The organism is Microbacterium sp. AC035, from assembly GCF_979258485.1.
Map to the genome: position 1 here is coordinate 3,075,271 of NZ_OZ409858.1, position 19,237 is coordinate 3,094,507.

Annotated in this window: 19 protein-coding genes; 11 read left to right on the plus strand and 8 right to left on the minus strand. The window is 68.6% G+C overall.

Annotation, left to right across the window (positions count from 1 at the left end):
• Nucleotides 1-41: 41 nt before the first annotated feature.
• Nucleotides 42-320, plus strand: coding sequence for a hypothetical protein (locus ACZ0AA_RS14895; RefSeq protein ID WP_463513406.1), 279 nt, complete (start codon nucleotides 42-44; stop codon nucleotides 318-320).
• Between the two features lie 88 nt (nucleotides 321-408).
• On the opposite strand, the gene ACZ0AA_RS14900 is transcribed toward ACZ0AA_RS14895, so the two are convergent.
• Genes ACZ0AA_RS14900 through ACZ0AA_RS14915 form a run of 4 tightly spaced genes read right to left on the minus strand, consistent with a single transcriptional unit; the run spans nucleotide 409 to nucleotide 4,690 of the window.
• Nucleotides 409-1,134, minus strand: a complete 726-nt coding sequence (locus ACZ0AA_RS14900) for a sulfite exporter TauE/SafE family protein (RefSeq protein ID WP_463513407.1) — start codon at nucleotides 1,132-1,134, stop codon at nucleotides 409-411.
• A 7-nt stretch (nucleotides 1,135-1,141) separates the two neighbouring features.
• Nucleotides 1,142-2,110, minus strand: a complete 969-nt coding sequence (locus tag ACZ0AA_RS14905; RefSeq protein WP_400862974.1) for an ABC transporter permease — start codon at nucleotides 2,108-2,110, stop codon at nucleotides 1,142-1,144.
• Entirely contained in the window at nucleotides 2,103-3,092 is a 990-nt protein-coding gene (locus ACZ0AA_RS14910; RefSeq protein ID WP_463513408.1) for an ABC transporter permease, read from the minus strand. Before ACZ0AA_RS14910 ends, ACZ0AA_RS14905 begins: the two co-directional genes overlap by 8 nt.
• A gap of 29 nt (nucleotides 3,093-3,121) precedes the next feature.
• Complete coding sequence (locus ACZ0AA_RS14915; protein ID WP_463513409.1) at nucleotides 3,122-4,690, minus strand: ABC transporter substrate-binding protein; 1,569 nt, start codon at nucleotides 4,688-4,690, stop codon at nucleotides 3,122-3,124.
• A gap of 259 nt (nucleotides 4,691-4,949) precedes the next feature.
• Between ACZ0AA_RS14915 and ACZ0AA_RS14920 the strand changes: the two genes are divergently transcribed.
• The 4 genes from ACZ0AA_RS14920 (at nucleotide 4,950) to ACZ0AA_RS14935 (ending at nucleotide 9,924) form a co-directional block, all read left to right on the plus strand.
• On the plus strand, nucleotides 4,950-5,927 hold the full coding sequence (locus ACZ0AA_RS14920; RefSeq protein ID WP_463513410.1) for a 2-hydroxyacid dehydrogenase: 978 nt from the start codon (nucleotides 4,950-4,952) through the stop codon (nucleotides 5,925-5,927).
• Between the two features lie 116 nt (nucleotides 5,928-6,043).
• The gene (locus ACZ0AA_RS14925; protein ID WP_463513411.1) at nucleotides 6,044-6,979 is read left to right on the plus strand and encodes a 5-dehydro-4-deoxyglucarate dehydratase; all 936 of its coding nucleotides are present in this window, start codon (nucleotides 6,044-6,046) and stop codon (nucleotides 6,977-6,979) included.
• A 39-nt stretch (nucleotides 6,980-7,018) separates the two neighbouring features.
• Complete coding sequence (locus ACZ0AA_RS14930; protein ID WP_463513412.1) at nucleotides 7,019-8,605, plus strand: aldehyde dehydrogenase (NADP(+)); 1,587 nt, start codon at nucleotides 7,019-7,021, stop codon at nucleotides 8,603-8,605.
• Nucleotides 8,602-9,924, plus strand: a complete 1,323-nt coding sequence (locus ACZ0AA_RS14935) for an enolase C-terminal domain-like protein (protein WP_463513413.1) — start codon at nucleotides 8,602-8,604, stop codon at nucleotides 9,922-9,924. Before ACZ0AA_RS14930 ends, ACZ0AA_RS14935 begins: the two co-directional genes overlap by 4 nt.
• 62 nt (nucleotides 9,925-9,986) lie before the next feature.
• Here ACZ0AA_RS14935 and ACZ0AA_RS14940 read toward each other — a convergent pair whose 3' ends face one another.
• Nucleotides 9,987-11,495 carry a SulP family inorganic anion transporter gene (locus ACZ0AA_RS14940; protein ID WP_463513414.1) on the minus strand — a complete coding sequence of 503 codons (1,509 nt, stop codon included), beginning with the start codon at nucleotides 11,493-11,495 and terminating at the stop codon, nucleotides 9,987-9,989.
• Nucleotides 11,496-11,612: 117 nt separating this feature from the next.
• Between ACZ0AA_RS14940 and ACZ0AA_RS14945 the strand changes: the two genes are divergently transcribed.
• The 5 genes from ACZ0AA_RS14945 (at nucleotide 11,613) to panB (ending at nucleotide 16,263) form a co-directional block, all read left to right on the plus strand.
• Nucleotides 11,613-12,827 carry an exonuclease domain-containing protein gene (locus tag ACZ0AA_RS14945; protein WP_463513415.1) on the plus strand — a complete coding sequence of 405 codons (1,215 nt, stop codon included), beginning with the start codon at nucleotides 11,613-11,615 and terminating at the stop codon, nucleotides 12,825-12,827.
• Between the two features lie 199 nt (nucleotides 12,828-13,026).
• Nucleotides 13,027-13,512, plus strand: coding sequence for a hypothetical protein (locus tag ACZ0AA_RS14950; protein WP_463513416.1), 486 nt, complete (start codon nucleotides 13,027-13,029; stop codon nucleotides 13,510-13,512).
• A 242-nt stretch (nucleotides 13,513-13,754) separates the two neighbouring features.
• Nucleotides 13,755-14,531: a Rossmann-like and DUF2520 domain-containing protein gene (locus ACZ0AA_RS14955; protein WP_463513417.1), complete on the plus strand. Its 777-nt coding sequence runs from the start codon at nucleotides 13,755-13,757 to the stop codon at nucleotides 14,529-14,531.
• Nucleotides 14,528-15,397 (plus strand): pantoate--beta-alanine ligase, encoded by an 870-nt coding sequence (gene panC, locus ACZ0AA_RS14960; protein WP_463513418.1) that lies wholly within the window; start codon nucleotides 14,528-14,530, stop codon nucleotides 15,395-15,397. The genes ACZ0AA_RS14955 and panC overlap by 4 nt, the downstream gene beginning before the upstream one ends.
• Nucleotides 15,394-16,263, plus strand: a complete 870-nt coding sequence (gene panB, locus ACZ0AA_RS14965; protein ID WP_463513419.1) for a 3-methyl-2-oxobutanoate hydroxymethyltransferase — start codon at nucleotides 15,394-15,396, stop codon at nucleotides 16,261-16,263. The genes panC and panB overlap by 4 nt, the downstream gene beginning before the upstream one ends.
• 215 nt (nucleotides 16,264-16,478) lie before the next feature.
• On the opposite strand, the gene ACZ0AA_RS14970 is transcribed toward panB, so the two are convergent.
• The 3 genes from ACZ0AA_RS14970 to ACZ0AA_RS14980 form a co-directional block, all read right to left on the minus strand.
• On the minus strand, nucleotides 16,479-16,682 hold the full coding sequence (locus tag ACZ0AA_RS14970) for a helix-turn-helix domain-containing protein (protein WP_042540715.1): 204 nt from the start codon (nucleotides 16,680-16,682) through the stop codon (nucleotides 16,479-16,481).
• Nucleotides 16,682-17,170, minus strand: coding sequence for a DUF2975 domain-containing protein (locus ACZ0AA_RS14975; RefSeq protein ID WP_463513420.1), 489 nt, complete (start codon nucleotides 17,168-17,170; stop codon nucleotides 16,682-16,684). Before ACZ0AA_RS14975 ends, ACZ0AA_RS14970 begins: the two co-directional genes overlap by 1 nt.
• A gap of 406 nt (nucleotides 17,171-17,576) precedes the next feature.
• Nucleotides 17,577-18,794: an MFS transporter gene (locus tag ACZ0AA_RS14980; RefSeq protein WP_463513421.1), complete on the minus strand. Its 1,218-nt coding sequence runs from the start codon at nucleotides 18,792-18,794 to the stop codon at nucleotides 17,577-17,579.
• A 99-nt stretch (nucleotides 18,795-18,893) separates the two neighbouring features.
• Between ACZ0AA_RS14980 and ACZ0AA_RS14985 the strand changes: the two genes are divergently transcribed.
• On the plus strand, nucleotides 18,894-19,199 hold the full coding sequence (locus ACZ0AA_RS14985) for an ArsR/SmtB family transcription factor (RefSeq protein ID WP_463513422.1): 306 nt from the start codon (nucleotides 18,894-18,896) through the stop codon (nucleotides 19,197-19,199).
• The last annotated feature ends 38 nt before the right edge of the window (nucleotides 19,200-19,237 follow it).

Sequence of the window (19,237 nt, forward strand, 5' to 3'; positions counted from 1 at the left end):
ATCCCCGTTGTGCGTCGGCACCCTCTCGGTATGCTCTGCGCATGAGCGAGCCCGAGCCGTCCCTCACACAGCAGCGCCTGGCGCTGCAGCGAAAGAGAACGCTGGCGATCGCTCTTCTCGTCGTCTTCGCTGTGAGCGCCGTGTGGTGGCTGAGTTCCGGGTTGCTCGGCGACTCTGCGGATCTCGACGTGATGCGGTTGATCGTGGGCGTTGTGAATGCTGGTTTGGCAGTTGCGCAGCTCTTCGTGCTCAGGGGAGTCCTTCGCGAGGTTCGAGCGTTCGAGGAGCGCCACGGCAAGGATGCCGGCGTACAGAAGTAGGTGATCAGTGGAGACGGCGCTCGCGCGGTTCTCTCGAGCCTTCGTGCTCCGCGTGACTCACCACATGGCTGAGCGCCCCGGCATCCGCTCAGAACATCTCGACCAGGCGGGTGACGATCAGCGTCACCGCGCCCAGAGCGGATGCGCCGAGGGCGATCGCGCGCGTGCGCCGACGGTTGAGGAACCGGTTCACGAAGCGCGACAGCACCACCCCGCCCACGGCGAACGGCGCCATCCAGGCGGCGGTGACGAGCGCGTGCGGCGGCACAGCACCCCACAGGAACAGGGCGACGAGCGACAGCGACGAGCCGACGAGGAAGAACGCCGACATCGTGCCGCGCAGCCGCGGCCCCTCCGACCCCTGCCAGATGATCGCCATCGGCGTGCCGCCCACAGACGTCGTCGTGCCCATGAGGCCCGACAGCGCCCCGGCCACCGCCTGCGTCGTCCTGGTCACCCGCGGGTGCCAGCCGCGCAGCGACATGACGACGCCCAGCAGCACGACGCCGGCGACCGCCCACGACAGCGCCGTCGCCGACATCACGGTGACGAGCCCTGCCCCGACGACGGTTCCGGGCACTCGCCCCGCCAGCGCCCAGCCTGCGCCGCGCAGGTCGAGGGCTGCGCGATCCATCACCACCACGATCAGCGTCACGACCATCGCCAGCATGATCACGAGCACCGGCAGCAGCGTGGCGTCGATGAGGGCGATGAACGGCGCCGCCAGCATGCCCATGCCGAATCCGATCGACCCCTGCAGGCAGCCGGCGGCGAGGATGACCGCCCCCAGCAGCACGAACTCGAGGGGCGTCACGACAGGCTCAGCGGCGCGGGGCGATCGAGCCGATCACACGACGACGCTTCTTGCTCTGCAGACGCCAGCGCTGTCCAGGGTCGGTGGCGAGGCGCAGCCACGCGGCCAGCACGTTCGCGCAGACCGTGGTGATCACGATCGCGAGACCCGGGAGCACCGACTGCCACCATGCTTCGGCGAGGTACTGACGTCCCTGCGAGACCATGAGGCCCCAGCTGACGTCGGGCGGCTGGATGCCGATACCGAGGAAGCTCAGCGACGACTCGGCCAGCATCACGTAGCAGAACTCCAGCGTCGCCAGCGTGACCAGCGTCGGCAGGACGTTCGGGACGATGTGCCGGAAGACGATGGCGCGGTTCGTGGCTCCGAAGTTCGTCGCGGCGTCGACGAACATCCGCGAGCGCAGCTCTGCCGCATCCGCTCGCGCAGTACGCAGGTAGAGAGGGATGCGGGTGATCGCGAGCACGAGCACGATGTTCGCGGCGCTGGGGTTGAACACGTAGAGGATCACCACGGCGAGCAGCAGCGAGGGGAAGCTCATGATGACGTCGGCGATGCGCATCGACACCGACTCGCGCCATCCGCGGTGGAACCCCGCCCACATGCCCCAGATCGAGCCGACGATCGCAGAGACGACCACGGCTGCGGCGGCGACGCCCAGGGTCGTGCCCGCCGCGGTGATGATGCGGGCGAGCAGGCTGCGACCCAGCGAGTCGCTGCCGAGGACGTACTCCCACCCGAGCTGGAAGCTGAAGGGCGGCATGTTGCGTGCACCGAGGTCCTGCCGCTGCGCGATCTCGCCGAACAGCGGCGGGCCGATGATCGCGGTGAGCACGATGAACGACAGCACGAATGCCGCTGCGGTGGCCACCTTGTCCTTCAGCAGCAGCTGCCAGAGATTGGCGCGGCCCGACGAGCGTGCTCCGCGCGCCTTCTGAGTGAGGACGGTGACTGTCGATGCGTTGTTGTCAGACATTCGTCAGCACCTCTGCCTTCGTGTCGGAGAGCGCCCCGGGGCCGCGACGACGGGCGCGGGACCCGGCGGTCGGTCGCACGCGGGGGTCGAGCAGTGCGTAGCCGAGGTCGATGATGATGTTCAGGGCGAAGATCGCCAGCGCGGTGATCAGCACCGCGGCCTGCAGCACCGCGAAGTCGCGTTGCAGGATCGAGTCGATCATGAGCTTGCCGATGCCGGGCCAGCCGAAGATCGACTCGACGACCACCGCGCCGTTGATCAGGCCGACGGTCAGGTCACCGGCCACGGTGAGGGCGGGCGCTGCGGCGTTGCGCAGGGCGTGCTTCGAGACGATGTGCATCTGGCCGGCGCCGCGGCTGCGGGCGACCTGGATGTAGGGCTGACCCAACACGGTCACCATCGACCCGCGGATCACCTGGGCGAGCACGCCGACCGGCCGCAGCATGAGCGTCGCGACCGGCAGGATCCACACCAGGGCGCCTGAGGTGCCCGAGGTCGGCAGCCAGCCCAGGGTGATCGCGAAGATCCAGATGCCGAGGATCGCCACCCAGAAGTCGGGAACGCTCGCCGCCGTCATCGAGAAGAAGCTCACGATGCGGTCGGCCACGCCGTTGGGCTTCAGCGAGGCCCAGCTGCCGAGCACGACGGCGATGACGATCGCGAGGATCATGGTCACCGCGGCGAGCTGGAGGGTGGCGGGGAAGGCACGCAGCGCCATCTCCGCCGCGGGTTCCCCGGTGCGCAGCGACTGACCGAAGTCGAGCTGCAGGACGCCGAGGAAGTAGTCGCCCATCTGCTGCCACAGCGGCTGGTCGAAGCCGTTGCGGGCGGCGAAGTCCTCGCGCATCTGGTCTGTGGCATTCAGCGGCAGATAGAGCTGGGACGGATCGCCGGTGAGACGGGCGAGCACGAAGACACCCAGTACGACTGCGATCAGCGGAAGTGCGCTCTGCAGGATACGTCTTCTCAGGTAGGTCCACATGGTCGCCCGCCTCTCACTCTCGCTCGCGGTCAGCCCGCGAGCGAGACCTCCTTGATGCGCAGCTCGTCGCCGGTCGACGAGTTGGGCTCGTACGTCACCCGGTCTGCGAGACCGAGCATCACCGTCTGGTGCGCGATCGGGGCGAGCGCGACCACGTTCTCGCGCTCGTAGGCGAACACGTCCTCGTAGGCAGCCTGGCGCTCGTCGCCGGTGAGGGTGCGTGCGTTGTTGATCAGGTCGTCCAGACCGGGGTCGCCGAACTCGGCCTGCGCGCCGCCGGTGAGCATGTACTGCTCGACCGTGAACTGCGCATCACCTGCCTGGTTGCCGTGCTGGATGAGCATCGAGATCGGACCCTCGTTCGTGACGAACGGGCTCAGCTGGTACTGCAGGTGCTGAGTGGTGTCGACCATGCGCAGCTCGACGTTCAGGCCGACCGCGGCGAGCTGCTCGCGCAGGACCTCGCCGAGCTCGCTGACCTTCGGGAACTGGGCGGTGCGCACCGGCATGAGGATCTTCGTGTCCACCGGAACCCCGTCGGCAGCGGCCTCCTCGACGAGCGCGGTCGCCTTCTCGGGGTCGTACTCCCACGGCTCGAGGTCGGAGTTGAACCCGACGATGCCCTCGGGGATCAGCTGCGCAGCGACCTTGTCTCCGTCGGGGTAGAGCGAGGAGACGATGCCCTCGCGGTCGATCGCGAAGTTGATCGCCTGGCGGATGCGGATGTCGTCGAGCGGCGCGGTCTGACCCGAGAATCGCAGGGCGATCGTCTCGTTGTTCGGGTAGCTCACGCCGAAGTCGCCGATGCCGTCCTCGGCACTGAGGCCCAGGGCGATGTCGGCTTCGCCGCTGGTGATCATCGCCGCGCGGACGGTGCCCTCGGATCGCCACTGGTACTCGACATCGGCGAACTGCGGAGCGTCGCCCCAGTAGTCGTCGTTGCGCTCGAGCGTCAGCTTCGTGCCGGCCTGCCAGTCGCCGATCGCGTAGGGGCCGGTGCCGACCGGCTCGCGCACGAACTCGGTGTTGGAGGTCTCGGGCGAGACGATCTCGATGAACGAGAGCTTCAGGGGGAGGATCGGGTCAGGGCTCGGGGTGGTCACGGTGAGGGTGGTGGCATCGGTGGCCTTCACCTCGAGGTCGTCGTCGCCGAAGATGTAGCCCTCGACGTTGCAGCCGAGGTCGCCGTTCACGGCGCGATCGATGGAGTATGCCGCCGCTTCTGCGTCGAAGGGCGTGCCGTCCTGGAAGGTGACGTCGTCGCGGACGGTGAACGTCCACTCGGTGTCGCCGGTCTGCTCCCACTCGGTGGCGAGCAGCGGCTCGAGCTCGCCCGTCGAGGGGTTGCGCTCGACGAGCGGTTCGGTGACCGTGCTGCGCACGACCACACCGGTGGAGGTGAGGTTCGCGTCGCACGCCTCGAGCGTCGGCGGCTCCTGCGTGAGGACGACGCGGAGGGTGTCATCAGTGCCACCCTCGCCGCCGCCTTGAGACTCCGAGTTCGCGACAGAGCACGAGGCGAGCAGTGCGATCGACGCGACTCCGGCGGCGACGGCGGACGCCCGGGTGGCTGTGCGTCGGGGGGAAGAAAGCTTCATCGGTTCCTCCAGGTAGGGGACGGCCGCGGCCCAGATTGGCTGTCGGCCCGTTGCGAATGTCGCAGACCGCTTCCCGAGCGTCAACCGATGCGCGGGATGCATCGGCGACCCATGCCGGACCTCGGCGCCCCGCGGCATCCGTCGACATCGTCGCGATCCGCGAGATTCCGCCGTTCTCCCCCCATAGATGCCGCAGGCGCATCAATCCATGCAACTTCGCTTATGGAACTGCATCGTTGGCGGGTCATAGTCTCGCGCCATGACGAACTTCGCTGACACCACCTCTCCGCTCGCCCCCGGCTCCGTCGCTCAGGCGGGTCCGCTGCTCGGCTCGCTCGAGAAGACGCTGCAGGACGAGTACTCCGTGGTGCGCCTCCCCGACGACGTCGCGACCCTCGATCCGTCCGACGCAGCGAAGGTGCGCGCCGTCGTCACGAGTGGTCGCAACGGCGTTCCGTCCGCCCTGATGGCCGCGCTCCCGAACCTCGAGATCGTGACGAACTTCGGTGTGGGCTACGACACCACCGACGTCGCTCAGGCGGTCGCCCGAGGCATCCAGGTGACCCACACGCCCGACGTGCTCACCGACTGCGTCGCCGACACCGCACTCGCGCTCATGCTCGACGTGTTCCGCCGCTTCGGGGCATCCGAGAGGTTCCTGCGCGACGGCAGCTGGGAGTCCGGCGGGTTCCCTCTGACGCGGAGATTCTCGCGCAGCACGGTCGGCGTGCTCGGCCTCGGCCGCATCGGGCAGGCGATCGCCCGTCGCGCCGCAGCCTTCGACACGACGATCCTCTACACGACCCGTCGCCCGGTCGACGGGGTGCCGTGGGAGCACGTGGCATCCGCCGTCGAACTCGCACGCCGATCGGATGTGCTCGTCATCGCGGTTCCCGGAGGAGCCGCGACCGAGGGTCTGGTCGACGCCGAGGTGATCCGCGCCCTTGGGCCGGACGGGTTCCTGGTGAACATCGCGCGGGGATCGGTCGTCGACGAGGAGGCGCTGATCGCCGCTCTGGAGGGTGACGAGATCGCGGGCGCCGGGCTCGACGTGTTCGCCGACGAGCCGCACGTGCCGGAGCGGCTGATCCGCGACGACGTCACGCTGCTGCCCCACGTCGGCAGTGGCACTCACGAGACCCGGCGAGACATGCGAGACCTCACGCTGGCGAACCTCCGGGCTCACCTCTCCGGTCAGCCGCTACCCACACCGGTGCCGGAGATGTCCGCGCTCTGATGCAGGTAGAGCATTGATCCATCCACCATTTGGTTTGTAGGCGCATCGTTTCACGCATAGCGTGACGAGTGTTCAGATCCGAGCCGGACACCGGCGCGACACCCCAGGAGTGCACCGTGGCACGATTCACGCCCACCGAGCTGGCCGACCACCTTCGCGAAGGTCTCCTCTCCTTCCCGGCGACGGCGTTCACGCCCGAGCTCGAGTTCGACGAGAAGCGCTACCGCGAGCACGTCGAGTGGCAGGCGGGATTCGACGTCGCCGGTCTGTTCGCCGCCGGCGGCACCGGCGAGGGCTTCAGCCTGGATGCCGCCGAGTCCGCCGCGGTCGTCCGTGCAGCCGTGCAGTCGTCGCGCCCCGAGGTGCCGGTGCTCGCATCGGCCGGCGGCTGGACCCGGCACGCGATCGCGAACGCCCGGGCGGCCGAGGAGGCCGGCGCGGAGGGGATCCTCGTGCTGCCGCCCTACCTCACCGAGTGCGACCAGCCCGGCCTCGTCGAGCACGTCTCCGCGATCGCCGCGTCGACCCGCCTCGCGATCATCGTGTACAACCGCGGCAACGCGATCTACTCGGCCGAGACGATGGCGATCCTCGCCGAACGGCACGAGAACGTCGTCGGGTTCAAGGACGCGACGGGTGACATCGAGCACCTCGCGTCGGTCTACGTGCGCAACGGCGAGCGGCTGTTCTATCTGGGCGGACTACCCACCGCCGAGACCTACGCGCTGCCGCTGCTGCAGATGGGCATGAGCACCTACTCGTCGGCGATGTTCAACTTCGTCCCCGAGTTCGCCCTCGAGTTCTACCGGGATGTGCGCGCTCAGGACCGCGCCGCGGTGACCGAGAAGCTGGGAAGGTTCGTGCTGCCCTACATCGAGATCCGAAACCGCGGACGCGGGTTCGGCGTCTCGATCGTCAAGGCGGGGCTCCGTCTGACCGGGCACGGCGTCGGGCCTGTCCGCCCGCCGCTGCACGACCTGTCGGCGCGCGATGACGCCGATCTGGCTCAGCTCCTCGAGCGGGCCGGACTGCTCGCGCCCGTTCCCGCCTGATCCCCCGCCGTACCCCGTCTTCGACCCAAGGAGTGTGACATGACCGCCGCCGTCCTCACCGGGCATTCTTCGATCGCCGGGCGTTCCGTGCCCGGCACCGGCACAGCGCTGCGCGCCATCGAGCCCGCCACCGGCGAGCAGCTCGACCCGCCCTACTCGCAGATCGACGTCGAGCAGCTCCGTGAAGCGACGGCGGCAGCGGCGGAGGCCTTCACCTCGTTCTCGCGCCTCGACCCCGAGGCTCACGCGGCGTTCCTCGAGTCGATCGCAGACGAGATCGAGGCGATCGGCGACACGCTGATCGAGCGGGCGATGCAGGAGACCGGACTGCCGCAGGCGCGGATCATCGGGGAACGGGCTCGAACGACCGGGCAGCTGCGACTGTTCGCCGAGGTCGTCCGCGCCGGTGAGCACCGCGGTGTGCGGATCGATCCGGCGCTGCCGAACCGCACGCCGATGCCCCGCCTCGACATCCGCCAGCGCAAGATCCCCCTTGGGCCGGTGGGCGTCTTCGGGGCGTCGAACTTCCCGCTCGCGTTCTCGACCGCCGGGGGAGACACCGCATCCGCCCTGGCAGCAGGCTGCCCGGTCGTGTTCAAGGCGCACAGCTCGCACCCCGGCACGAGCGAGCTCGTCGCGTCGGCGATCGCACGTGCCATCGCCGCGCACGGTCTGCACCCGGGTGTGTTCTCGCACATCTTCGGGCCCGGACGCAGTGTCGGCCAGGCGCTCGTCGCCGACCCGAACATCCACGCGGTCGGATTCACCGGATCGCGCGAAGGCGGCCTCGCGCTGGTGCGCACGGCACAGGCACGGCCGGTGCCGATTCCCGTGTACGCCGAGATGAGTTCGGTGAACCCGGTGTTCATCCTGCCGGGTGCCCTGAACGGCGACGTGGAGGCGCTCGCCGCGGGATACGTGCAGAGCGCCACGGGCTCCAGTGGGCAGCTGTGCACGCAGCCCGGTGTCGTGTTCGTTCCGCGCGGAGAGCAGGGGGAGGCATTCCTGCGGGCCGTCTCGGACTCGCTTCGCTCGGCGACAGGGCAGACCATGCTCTCACCGAGCATCGCCGCCGCGTGGCGCGAGGGCGTCGCGACGAGAGATGCCAACGCGGAGGTGCTCGCGCGGGGAACGGACGGCGAGGGTCCGCACGCGCCGGCGCCGGTGATCCACGCCGCCGACCTGCCGTCGTTCGAGGAGAACCCCGTGCTCAGCGAGGAGATCTTCGGCGCGGCGTCGCTGGTGGTGCGCTACGGAGATGTGTCGGAGCTGATTCAGGCGGCGTCGCAGCTGGAGGGTCAGCTGACCGCCACACTGCAGCTGAGCGCGGACGATCATGAGCTCGCGGCCGCCTTGCTGCCGGTGCTCGAGCGCAAGGTCGGGCGCATCCTCGCGGGGAGCTGGCCCACCGGGGTCGAGGTCGGGCACGCGATGGTGCACGGGGGGCCGTTCCCGGCAACGAGCGACTCGCGCACTACGAGCGTCGGAACGCTCGCGATCGAGCGGTTCCTGCGCCCGGTGGCGTATCAGAACATCCCCGATGAGCTGCTTCCGGAGGCGCTGCGTGAGGCCAACCCCTGGCATCTGCCGCGTCTCATCGACGGGCGGCGCGAGGCGTCGGCATGACCGCCGTGCCCACCATCGAGAAGATCGAGGTCGTGCCGGTCGCCGGCCACGACTCGATGCTGCTGAACCTCTCGGGAGCGCACGGGCCGTTCTTCACGCGCAACATCGTCATCGCGACCGACTCGGACGGACGCGAGGGCCTCGGCGAGGTCCCCGGCGGAGAGTCGATCCGCCGCACGATCGCAGAAGCCGGCGAGCTGCTCGTGGGCCGGCCGGTCGGCCGATACCGTTCGCTGCTCCGAGAGATCGCGACGCGCTTCGCCGATCGTGACGCCGGTGGCCGCGGGCTGCAGACGTTCGATCTGCGCACCACCGTGCACGCCGTCACGGGCATCGAATCCGCGCTCCTCGATCTGCACGCGCAGCACCTGGGTGTGCCCGTCGCCGAGCTGCTCGGCGACGGTCAGCAGCGCGAGAGCGTGCCGATGCTGGGGTATCTGTTCTTCATCGGCGACCCCGACCGCACGGACCTTCCCTACCGACGCGAGAGCGGCGACGACTGGGAGAGCGTGCGTCGCGAGGAGGCGATGACGGCGGAGGGCGTCGTGCGCCTGGCCGAAGCCGCGCAGGCTCGATACGGCTTCTCCGACTTCAAGCTCAAAGGCGGTGTTCTCGACGGCGATGTCGAGGCCGATGTCGTCACCGCGCTCGCGCAGCGTTTTCCCGAGGCGCGCATCACTCTCGACCCCAACGGTGCGTGGCTGCTCGACGATGCGGTGCGCATCGGCCGGCGTCTGCGTGATGTGCTGGCGTACGCCGAAGACCCGTGCGGTGCCGAGGGCCGGTTCTCGGGTCGGGAGGTGATGGCGGAGTTCCGGCGGCGCACCGGGCTGCGCACGGCGACGAACATGATCGCGACCGACTGGCGCGAGATGGCCCACGCGATCCGCTCGGATGCCGTCGACATCCCGCTCGCGGACCCGCACTTCTGGACCATGGCCGGTTCGGTGAGGGTCGCGCAGCTGTGCAACGACTTCGACCTGACCTGGGGGTCGCACTCCAACAACCACTTCGACATCTCCCTGGCGATGTTCACGCAGGTCGGAGCAGCGGCGCCCGGCGAGATCACGGCGCTCGACACGCACTGGATCTGGCAGGACGGTCAGCAGCTGACCGTCGATGCGCCACAGATCCGCGACGGTGCGGTGCGCGTGCCCGACCGTCCGGGGCTCGGGGTGACGCTCGACCGCGCGCGGCTCGCCGAGGCGCATGAGCTCTACGTCGAGCACGGGCTCGGCGCCAGGGATGACGCCATCGGGATGCAGTACCTCGTGCCCGGCTGGACGTTCGACAGCAAGCGGCCGTCGCTGGTGCGGTGACGCGGCCGGGCGCTGCAGTCAGCTCCTGACCGTGGCGGCCGATTCCCCCGAGGAGATCGGCTCTACTCGAACCCGCCCGTCAACCGCCCCCGCATCCGCTGGCTGCTCTCGTTCATCCCGACGATCTCGACCGTCTTGCCGAGAGCTGCGTACTTCGTCTCGATCGCATCCAGAGCGGCGACCGTCGACGCATCCCAGATGTGCGAGCCCGACAGGTCGATGACCACGTGCTCGGGGTCGTCGGGGTACTCGAACAGGGTGGTCAGATCGTTGCTCGAGGCGAAGAACAGCTCGCCATTCACGACGTAGCGGGCGACGTCGCCCGAGACCGAGCGGTCGACCGAGCGCTCGACCGACACGAAGTGAGCCACGCGGCGCACGAACAGCACGGATGCGACCAGCACGCCGCCGACGACGCCGACCGCGAGGTTGTGTGTGAGGAGCACGAGCACCACGGTCGCGACCATCACGAAGGTCTCGCTCTTCGGCATCCGCTTCAGGGTCGACGGCTTGACGCTGTGCCAGTCGAAGGCTCCGATCGCGACCATGATCATCACCGCGACGAGGGCGGCCATGGGGATCGTGCTGACGAAGTCGCCGAAGACGACGACGAGCAGGAAGAGGAAGATGCCGGCGCAGAAGGTCGAGATGCGCGTGCGGGCGCCCGAGGCCTTGACGCCGATCATCGTCTGGCCGATCACCGCGCATCCGCCCATGCCGCCGAAGATTCCGGAGAGCATGTTCGCCACGCCCTGAGCCCACGACTCGCGCGTCTTGTTCGAGTGGGTGTCGGTGATCTCGTCGACGAGCTTCGCGGTGAGCAGCGACTCCATGAGTCCGACCAGCGCGACCCCGAGCGCGAACGGCGCGATGATCGTGAACGTCTCCCACGTGAGCGGCACGTTCGGGATGAACAGCTCCGGCAGGCTCTTCGGCAGCTCGCCCTGATCGCCGACCGTCGGCACCGCGATCGCGAAGGTCAGCACCACAGCCGTCACGATGACCACCGACACGAGCGGCGCCGGCACGACCTTGGTGATCTTCGGCATCACGATCATCACGACGATTCCCAGCGCGACCAGCGGATACACCATCCACGGCGCATCGATCAGCTGCGGGAACTGCGAGCTGAACACGAAGATCGCCAGCGCGTTCACGAAACCGACCATGACGCTGCGCGGAATGAACCGCATCAGCTTCGCGACGCCCAGCACCCCGAGGATCACCTGGAAGATGCCCGCCAGGATCACTGTCGCGATGAAGTAGTCCATCCCATACGTCGGCGCGACCGGTGCGATCACGAGTGCGACGGCTCCGGTCGCCGCGGTCACCATCGCCGGACGCCCACCGAGGAACGCGATCGACACCGCCATGATGAACGACGAGAACAGCCCCACCTTCGGGTCGACGCCCGCGATCACCGAGAAGGCGATCGCCTCGGGAATCAGCGCCAGCCCCACGACGAGCCCCGCGAGCACCTCGCGCGTCAGCATCCGCGGACTCTTCAGTGCGTCAAGCACCGTGGGATTCGCCCGATAGCGGGCACGATCGTCGACCGCGAGTGCAGACATGGGGAAGCTCCAGAGAAGGTGCCCGGGGATGGGGCAGAACGGTTAAGGGTACGGCGGATGCGGGGGCATCCGTGTCACCCCCGAGTGACGTCGGACTTCGCCGATAAGTTGGCGATCATGAGTGTGATCCCCACCCCGTCCTCCGGCTTCGCGACGATCGACTTCGAGACGACCGGGTTCCATGCCGAGGGCACGGACCGCGCGATCGAGATCTCGGTCGTGCACTCCGAGCCCGACGGCACGATCACCGGGCAGTGGGAGACCCTGATCAACCCGGGACGTGATCTCGGGCGGCAGGACATCCACGGCATCAGCGCTCGCGAGATCCTGCGCGCACCGCAGTTCTCGTACATCACAGCGGACCTCGTCGAGCTCCTCTCGCAGAGAGTGGTCGTCGCCCACAACGCCTCGTTCGACATGCGGTTCCTGCAGGCCGAGCTCGGGCGTGCAGCGTACTGGGGTGGTGTGCAATTCGTCAGCCTCTGCACCATGCGTCTCGCGCGCACTCATCTCGGAGGCAGCACGACCCTCGCCGACTGCTGCGCCGCTTTCGACATCGACCTGAACGGCGGACACCGTGCCGCGGTCGATGCACGCGCGACTGCGGAGTTGCTCGGAGCTTTCGTCGCCAGCACGGGGCTGTCGTCATGGACGGAGCTTCTCGGCAGCGCCGAGCGGCTCGCTCCGCACGCGGGCGAGCGCCGCCCGTGGCTGGCCCGCACCGGCGTGGAGGAGTACTCACCGAGTTTCCTCGAGCGCATCGTCGACAGGGTTCCCGACATCAGCGATTCGGACGAGCAGGCCGAATACGTCGCGCTCGTCGAGCGGTGTCTGCTCGATCGCTACCTGTCAGAGCACGAGAAGGATGCGCTGGTGGCGCACGCCGATCGCACAGGTCTCGGCCGTGCGACCGTCGAACGACTCCACCGCGATTACCTCTCCGCGCTGGTGCGCATCGCGTGGTCAGACGGCGTGGTCACCGAGGGCGAGCGCTCCGACCTGCTCGCCGTCGCTCATCTGCTCGAAGTCCCCACGGAGGTCGTACTCGATGCCCTCGCCCAACCGGTGGAGATCGCCGAGGCCGCACCCGCGGAGGCGTTCGCGCTGACACCCGGTGACATCGTCGTACTGACGGGCGACATGGCCCGGCCCCGGTCGGAATGGGAGCAGCGGCTGCGCGATCACGGCTTCACTCCGAAGCCGGCCGTGACGAAGGCCGCGCGGCTCGTGATCGCGGCTGACCCCGACTCTCTGTCGGGCAAGGCTCGGAAGGCCCGTGACTACGGCATCCCGATCGTCGGCGAAGCCTGGCTGGCCGAGCGTTACGCGTGACGGGCGCTTCTCTTCTTCGCGACTGATACCGAATGGTGTGAGAGCGAAATGTGGCACAACGTCGCCCGTCGGTTGAGAGAAGTTGACTCCCCCGGTCGTTGAGCGAAGACAACGAAGTCGACTAGACGAAACGTGGGAGGACTCGTCACGGAGCAGACCGCCCCTGTCCCGTGTCGGAGCTCGTGGATAGAGTGCGGTCATGGAACCCTTGCCCACCGACTTCTGGGGCGTCGTCGTGCCCTCGTGGTTGGGTGCGGTGGCCTCCATCGCGGCGTCGACGGTCGCGGTCATCGCGTTCATCAACAGCCTCTCGGCAAAGGGCGGTGTGCGCGAGATCGGCGAGGCGCTCAACCGTGAACCGACGGTGCAGCGCGAGGCTGATGTGACCTTCGGAGTGCGGCTGTCGGGGACCGCGACTGTGGGGCCGGAGCCGTGGAGCTTCGACAGCGACGGTCAGCTCGGGACCTTTCGAAACACGAGCGGACAGCTCCTGGTCGTCTCGGGAATCACCTCCACAGGTGGGATCGCTTTGACCCTTCGGGATCAGTTGCCACTTGACGTGCCGCCGACGGCATCCTTCCAAGTGCTCTTGCACCAGATCCTCGGGGGTCCTGCGGTGCGGGGCGTCACGCTCGAGTGGGTCCGCGAAGACGGAGAACGGCTCTCGCGTACGTACTACCTGTAGCTCGGGTCCGTGGCGTCGTCGCGTTTGGAGCGTTTCGTCTCGGGTGGCTTCGCCAGCCTCGCTCAACGACCGGTTTGGTTATCGCTCGGGATCACTAAGCGCACAACACAGAGGAATCGCTGGTTATTTCTGCAACTAATGAGCGCAGATCAATGTGCGCTTTGCTCTCAGATTTTGCGCGCACCCCGTCTCGGGCGGATACTCGTCCCATCCGCGCCTACCGTCTCGGCCGGGGAATCGACATGCACAGCACCCCTGTTCTCGCCCCTGAAACGACCATCGCCATCGTCGGCGCCGGCCGTCTCGGCGGCGTACTCGCACGAGCCCTTCGCGCGGAGGGTTTCGTCGTCGTCGGTCCTCTGCGCCGTGAGGACCGGATGCCGGATGCCGACATCGCACTGCTCTGCGTTCCCGACTCGGCCATCCCCGCCGTGGCCTTCGCCGCGCGACCGCACGCGCGGCTCGTGGCCCATGTCTCGGGTGCGACGCCGCTCACCGACGTCGACTTCAGCCTCCACCCGCTGCAGACCTTCACGGGGACGGAGCCGTCCGAGGTCTTTCACGGCATCGGCATCGCCGTCGATGGCCGCACGGCCGCGGCGCTCGAGGTGGCTGAGCATCTCGCGCGGGCGCTGGGCGCGAACCCGTTCCACGTCGACGACGCCCACCGCGCGGAGTATCACGCCGCGGCATCCTTCGCCTCGAACTTCGTGCTCACCGTGCTCGATGCGGCGGAGCGCCTCGCTGCTGACGCCGGGGTCGACCGATCGCACCTCGCACCGCTCGTGCGTCAGACGGTCGACAACTGGGCGGCATCCGGCGCGGCATCCGCTCTCACCGGCCCCATCGCGCGCGGCGACGAAGCGACCGTGGCGCGGCAGCGCGCAGCATCCGCCGACTACCGAGACCTCTTCGACGCACTCGCCACCGCCACCCGTGCGGTCGCCGGGCGAGCGCCGCACGCGACCACCCACGCGACTGCCGATCACGCGGCCGCCACCGAGGAGCCCGAGGCATGAGAATCCTGCGCACGATCGCCGAGGTGCGAGCCGCGGTCCGTGAAGCCCGCGCCGAGGGCCGGACTGTCGGACTCGTCCCCACCATGGGCGCCTTCCACGAGGGTCACCTCTCGCTCATGCGCGCGGCACGCGAGCAGAACGGTCTCGTCGTCGTCTCGCTCTTCGTCAACCCGACCCAGTTCGGCGCGAACGAGGACCTCAGCACCTACCCGCGTGACGAGGCCCGCGACGCCGCGCTCGCAGAGTCCGAGGGCGTCGACATCCTCTTCGCACCGGAGCCCGCCGAGATCTACCCCGACGGCTTCGCCACGACGATCCGCGTCGCGGGCATCACCGAGGTGCTCGACGGCGCGAGCCGCGGACCCCACCACTTCGACGGCGTCGCCACCGTCGTCACCAAGCTCTTCGGCGTCGTGCAGCCTGACGTCGCCTACTTCGGACAGAAGGATGCGCAGCAGGTGCTCGTCGTCCGCCGGGTCGTGCGCGATCTCGACCTCGACGTGCGCATCGTGGCCTGCCCCATCGTCCGAGAACCCGACGGACTCGCCATGAGCTCCCGCAACGTGTATCTCGACGCGGATGCTCGCGCCCAGGCGACGGCGCTCAACCGCGCCCTCGACGCCGCGGATGCGGTGCACCGGGCGGGGGAGCGCGACGGCGACAGCATCCGTTCCGTCGCGCAGTCTGTCCTCGTGGAAGCGGGGATCGCCGCCGAATACCTGGAACTCCGGGATGCCGAGACCCTGCAGCCGGTGACCTGTGTCGAGCGGGATGCGCTGCTGCTCGTCGCCGCCCGCGTCGGCGCCGCGCGACTGATCGACAACCATCTGCTGACCACCACCGACACCTCCGAGGCCACCCCGTGAGCACCCATGCCGCCCCGACCAAGCGCCTGACTCTGGGCGATCTGACCGCGAAGAAGGCTGCCGGCGAGCCCATCGTCATGGTCACCGCGTATGACTTCCCCAGCGCGCAGATCGTCGAGGAGGCGGGCGTCGACATGGTGCTCGTCGGTGACTCGGCCGCGATGACCGTGCTCGGCTACGACAGCACGGTGCCCGTCACGATCGACGAGATGCTCATGCTCACGAAGGCTGTGCGGCGCGGACTCGAGAAGCCGCTGCTCGTGGGCGATCTGCCGTTCGGGTCGTACGAGGCATCGGACGAGATCGCCGTCGCGACCGCGCAGCGTTTCGTGAAAGAGGCGGGCGTCGACCTGGTCAAGATCGAACGCGGCGGCGCCACGGTCGAACGGGCCCGCGCGCTCGTGAATGCCGGCATCCCCGTGGTCGGACATGTCGGGCTGACCCCGCAGACCGCGACGTCGCTGGGCGGATACCGCGCGCAAGGACGCACCGCCGATGCCGCGCTCACGGTGATCGAGGATGCCCTTGCCCTGCAGGATGCCGGAGTCTCGGTGTTGGTCATCGAAGCAGTCCCGTCGGAGGTCACCGCGGCGCTCGCGCCCCTGCTGCGCATTCCGCTGATCGGCATCGGGGCGGGAGCGGATGCCGACGGCCAGGTGCTCGTCTTCCACGACCTGCTCGGCATCTATGCGGGCGGGGTCGCGAAGTTCGTCAAACGCTATGCGGATGTGCGGGGCGTCTCGATCGCCGGGGTGGCGGCGTATGCGAGCGAGGTGCGGCAAGGTGTGTATCCCGGGCCCGAGCACGGTTACGGGATGGCTGAGGGCGAGGCCGCCCGGCTGCAGGAGTTGCTCGCCGGGCGGTAGCGCGCCGCATCCGCATCCTGCATCCGCATCCGCATCCGCATCCGCATCCTGCATCCGCATCTGCATCCGCATCCTGCATCCGCATCCGGCATCCGCTCATTTCGTGCGCTAGCGGAGGAGATTCGCGCTTCCGAAGGAGATTTTCCCGGAAACTGGCCGTCGGAAGCGCGAATCTCCTTCGCTGCGTGTGCGCGGCAGGGATGCGGCCCGGCCCTTCACGCCTCCCAGCGCAGGATGTCGCCCGGCTGGCACTCGAGCACTTCGCACAGCGCGTCCAGGGTCGAGAAACGCACGGCCTTCGCGCGACCGTTCTTCAGCACTGCGAGGTTCGTGGGAGTGATGCCGATGCGCTCGGCCAGCTCGCCGACTCCCATCTTGCGCCGCGCCATCATGACGTCGATGTCGACGACGACGGGCATCAGATCACCTCGTTGTCGAGCTCCGAGCGCAGCGACTGTGCTTCGGTGTCGCGCTCGATGGCCTGCCGAAGCAGCGCCTTCATGACGACGACCAGCAGGGCGATGCCTCCGAGCACGACGCCCGCCCCGCCGATGAGCGCGACGAGACCCGGAGCGGCCGAGCCCGGTGCGAGTATCGCCGCAAGGATCCAGGCGAGTGCGGCGGCGACGAGGATCGCCCCGATGATGACGTCGATATAGCGGAAGGACGATGGGGAGAAGATCGATCCGCGCCGCACTTTCGTCAGCAGCATCCACACGCAGATGCCGAAGACCTGCAGGGTTCCGACGCCGAGGACCACGATCGATACGAGGGCGATCCCGCCCCACAGCTCCTCGGCGCCGAGGTCGATCCACAGCAGTGGCACGACGAGCGCCTGCACCGCCACGGATCCGATCAGCGCCAGCACGATCACGACCCGCAACACGATGATCGTCGACTTGCCCATGACTCCGCCTCTCGTCGAGTAACAACAGAAATCTATCGTTAATCGTTCGATAGGGGAAGACGCCGGATGTCGTGGGTCGCCGCCTCGGGAGGAGATCTCCCCTTTGGGAGGAGGTGTCCGCGGGAAATCTCCTCCCGAGGAGGAGTTCTCCGCCCCAGAGGGTGAGGGTCGTGTGCGCCCTGCTCGGGTCGCCGCCTGGGGAGGAGATCTCCCCTTCGGGAGGAGGGATTCGCGGGAAATCTCCTCCCCACAGGGAGTTCTCCGCCCCAGAGGGTGAGGGTCGTGCGCGGCGTGCTCGGGTCGCCGCCTCGGGAGGAGATCTCCCCTTCGGGAGGAGGGATTCGGGGGAAATCTCCTCCCGAGAGGGAGTTCTCCGCCCGAAGGGGTGAGGACCCGTGCCCGAGCCCTACTCCGCCCGGCGCCCCCGCAGCACCAGTGCGACCAGCGCGAGCACGATGACCACGACCCCGTATCCGACGCACACGACTCCGAGCCCGAACGCTCCGACCAGTGTCCCGGCGATGACGGCAGGCACCCCGAACGCGAGGTAGGCGAGCAGGTAGATCACGGCGAAGGCGTCGGCGCGGTCGGCCGCAGGAATGCGCGGTGCGAGTGAGGCGACGACTCCCGAGAAGGCGGTGCCGAAGCCCATGCCGGTGATGGCGGTCGCGGCGAGGTAGAAGGGGAGCGACTCGGACGAGAGGGCCCAGAGCGACAGCGCCGTTCCGGTCGCGAGCGCCGCGGTGCCGAAGATCACCGATGTGCGGGGCTTCCGATTGCGGAACACGAATGCCGTGATCGCGCCGACGCCCGCCAGCATCGCGACCGCGAGTCCCTGCCAGACGTGGGCGTCGCCGCCGAGTTCGGTGCGCACGATGTTGGCGCCGAGTGAGAGGAAGAGTCCGCCGGTCGCCCATCCGGCGATGATCGCCGGGGCGCCGCGCCAGAAGTCCGAGCGGATGCCGGCCGGCACCGACAGCCGGAAACTCAGCGACCCCCATGCTCCGGGATGCAGCGGCGCGGTCTCGGGTGCGAGGAAGAACAGCGCGGCGAGCACGACGTAGATGATCGTGAGCGGCGCGAAGACGTCGAGCAGCGGTTGGCCGGTCACGTCCAGCGCGATGCCGGAGATGAGGGCTCCGAGCGCGAGGCCGATTCCGGGGCTGAGGGCGTTCCACAGGGCGGCGACCCTCGAACGTCCGCCGGGGGCGAGGTCGAGGGCGGCGGCCGAGAGCGCGGCGATGAGCACACCACTCGCGGCGCCCTGCAGGATGCGCGCGAGCATGAGGGTCGCGACCGAATCGGCGTGCCAGAAGAGCAGCATGCTTCCGGCGAGGAGCAGCAGTCCGCCGATCGCGACGGGGCGACGTCCGATGTGGTCGGAGAGCGCGCCGGCCGAGAGCAGCGCCAGCAGCAGGGCGATCGCGTACACGGCGAAGACCGCGCTGATGACGATCGCGTCGAAGCCGATCTCTGCGGCGAGCACCGGGTAGAACGGGGAAGGAGCGCTCGCACCGGTCATCATCGCGATCTGCGTGACGATCGCCAGCGCGAATCCGAACCGAGGGCGGCGGATGACGGATGCTGACGCCGGGGTCGTTGCGATCGGTGCCGTGGTGGTCATGCGTGCTCCCGCGGGGTCAGTCTCGAGTCTTGAGTTCGAGAATCATCGAACTATCGGAGCGTACTCGCGTTCCGATGATTGTTCAACTATTCTCGAACCATGCCAGGCGAACTCCCGCATCCGGATCGTGCCGAGATCCAGCTCACTGACGTGCTCTTCGCGCTCAGCGACCCCGAGCGTCTGGCCATCGCGCGGCAGCTCGCCGACGGCCCCCTCGACATGGCCGAGTGCCACGCGACCGACCCGAACCTGCCCAAGTCGACGAAGTCGCACTTCATGAAGGTGCTGCGCGAGGCGGGGGTCATCCGCAACGAGCCCAACGGGCGACGACGGATGCTGACGCTCCGGCGAGACGAGCTCGACGAGTTGTTCCCGGGGCTGTTGGACTCGGTGCTGCGCGCCTGAGGCGCCGGAACCCGGGTTCCCGGGGCGAGCTCCTCCCG

What these genes read in the sequence shown, in the direction of transcription:
- ACZ0AA_RS14895 (WP_463513406.1), top strand. Translation starts at nt 42, where the DNA reads ATGAGCGAGCCCGAGCCGTCCCTCACACAGCAGCGCCTGGCGCTGCAG.
- panC (WP_463513418.1), top strand. Translation starts at nt 14,528, where the DNA reads ATGAGAATCCTGCGCACGATCGCCGAGGTGCGAGCCGCGGTCCGTGAA.
- ACZ0AA_RS14945 (WP_463513415.1), top strand. Translation starts at nt 11,613, where the DNA reads ATGAGTGTGATCCCCACCCCGTCCTCCGGCTTCGCGACGATCGACTTC.
- ACZ0AA_RS14905 (WP_400862974.1), bottom strand. Translation starts at nt 2,110, where the DNA reads ATGTCTGACAACAACGCATCGACAGTCACCGTCCTCACTCAGAAGGCG.
- ACZ0AA_RS14975 (WP_463513420.1), bottom strand. Translation starts at nt 17,170, where the DNA reads ATGGGCAAGTCGACGATCATCGTGTTGCGGGTCGTGATCGTGCTGGCG.
- ACZ0AA_RS14915 (WP_463513409.1), bottom strand. Translation starts at nt 4,690, where the DNA reads ATGAAGCTTTCTTCCCCCCGACGCACAGCCACCCGGGCGTCCGCCGTC.
- ACZ0AA_RS14980 (WP_463513421.1), bottom strand. Translation starts at nt 18,794, where the DNA reads ATGACCACCACGGCACCGATCGCAACGACCCCGGCGTCAGCATCCGTC.
- ACZ0AA_RS14910 (WP_463513408.1), bottom strand. Translation starts at nt 3,092, where the DNA reads ATGTGGACCTACCTGAGAAGACGTATCCTGCAGAGCGCACTTCCGCTG.
- ACZ0AA_RS14950 (WP_463513416.1), top strand. Translation starts at nt 13,027, where the DNA reads ATGGAACCCTTGCCCACCGACTTCTGGGGCGTCGTCGTGCCCTCGTGG.
- ACZ0AA_RS14985 (WP_463513422.1), top strand. Translation starts at nt 18,894, where the DNA reads ATGCCAGGCGAACTCCCGCATCCGGATCGTGCCGAGATCCAGCTCACT.
- ACZ0AA_RS14955 (WP_463513417.1), top strand. Translation starts at nt 13,755, where the DNA reads ATGCACAGCACCCCTGTTCTCGCCCCTGAAACGACCATCGCCATCGTC.
- ACZ0AA_RS14970 (WP_042540715.1), bottom strand. Translation starts at nt 16,682, where the DNA reads ATGCCCGTCGTCGTCGACATCGACGTCATGATGGCGCGGCGCAAGATG.
- ACZ0AA_RS14935 (WP_463513413.1), top strand. Translation starts at nt 8,602, where the DNA reads ATGACCGCCGTGCCCACCATCGAGAAGATCGAGGTCGTGCCGGTCGCC.
- ACZ0AA_RS14920 (WP_463513410.1), top strand. Translation starts at nt 4,950, where the DNA reads ATGACGAACTTCGCTGACACCACCTCTCCGCTCGCCCCCGGCTCCGTC.
- ACZ0AA_RS14930 (WP_463513412.1), top strand. Translation starts at nt 7,019, where the DNA reads ATGACCGCCGCCGTCCTCACCGGGCATTCTTCGATCGCCGGGCGTTCC.
- ACZ0AA_RS14940 (WP_463513414.1), bottom strand. Translation starts at nt 11,495, where the DNA reads ATGTCTGCACTCGCGGTCGACGATCGTGCCCGCTATCGGGCGAATCCC.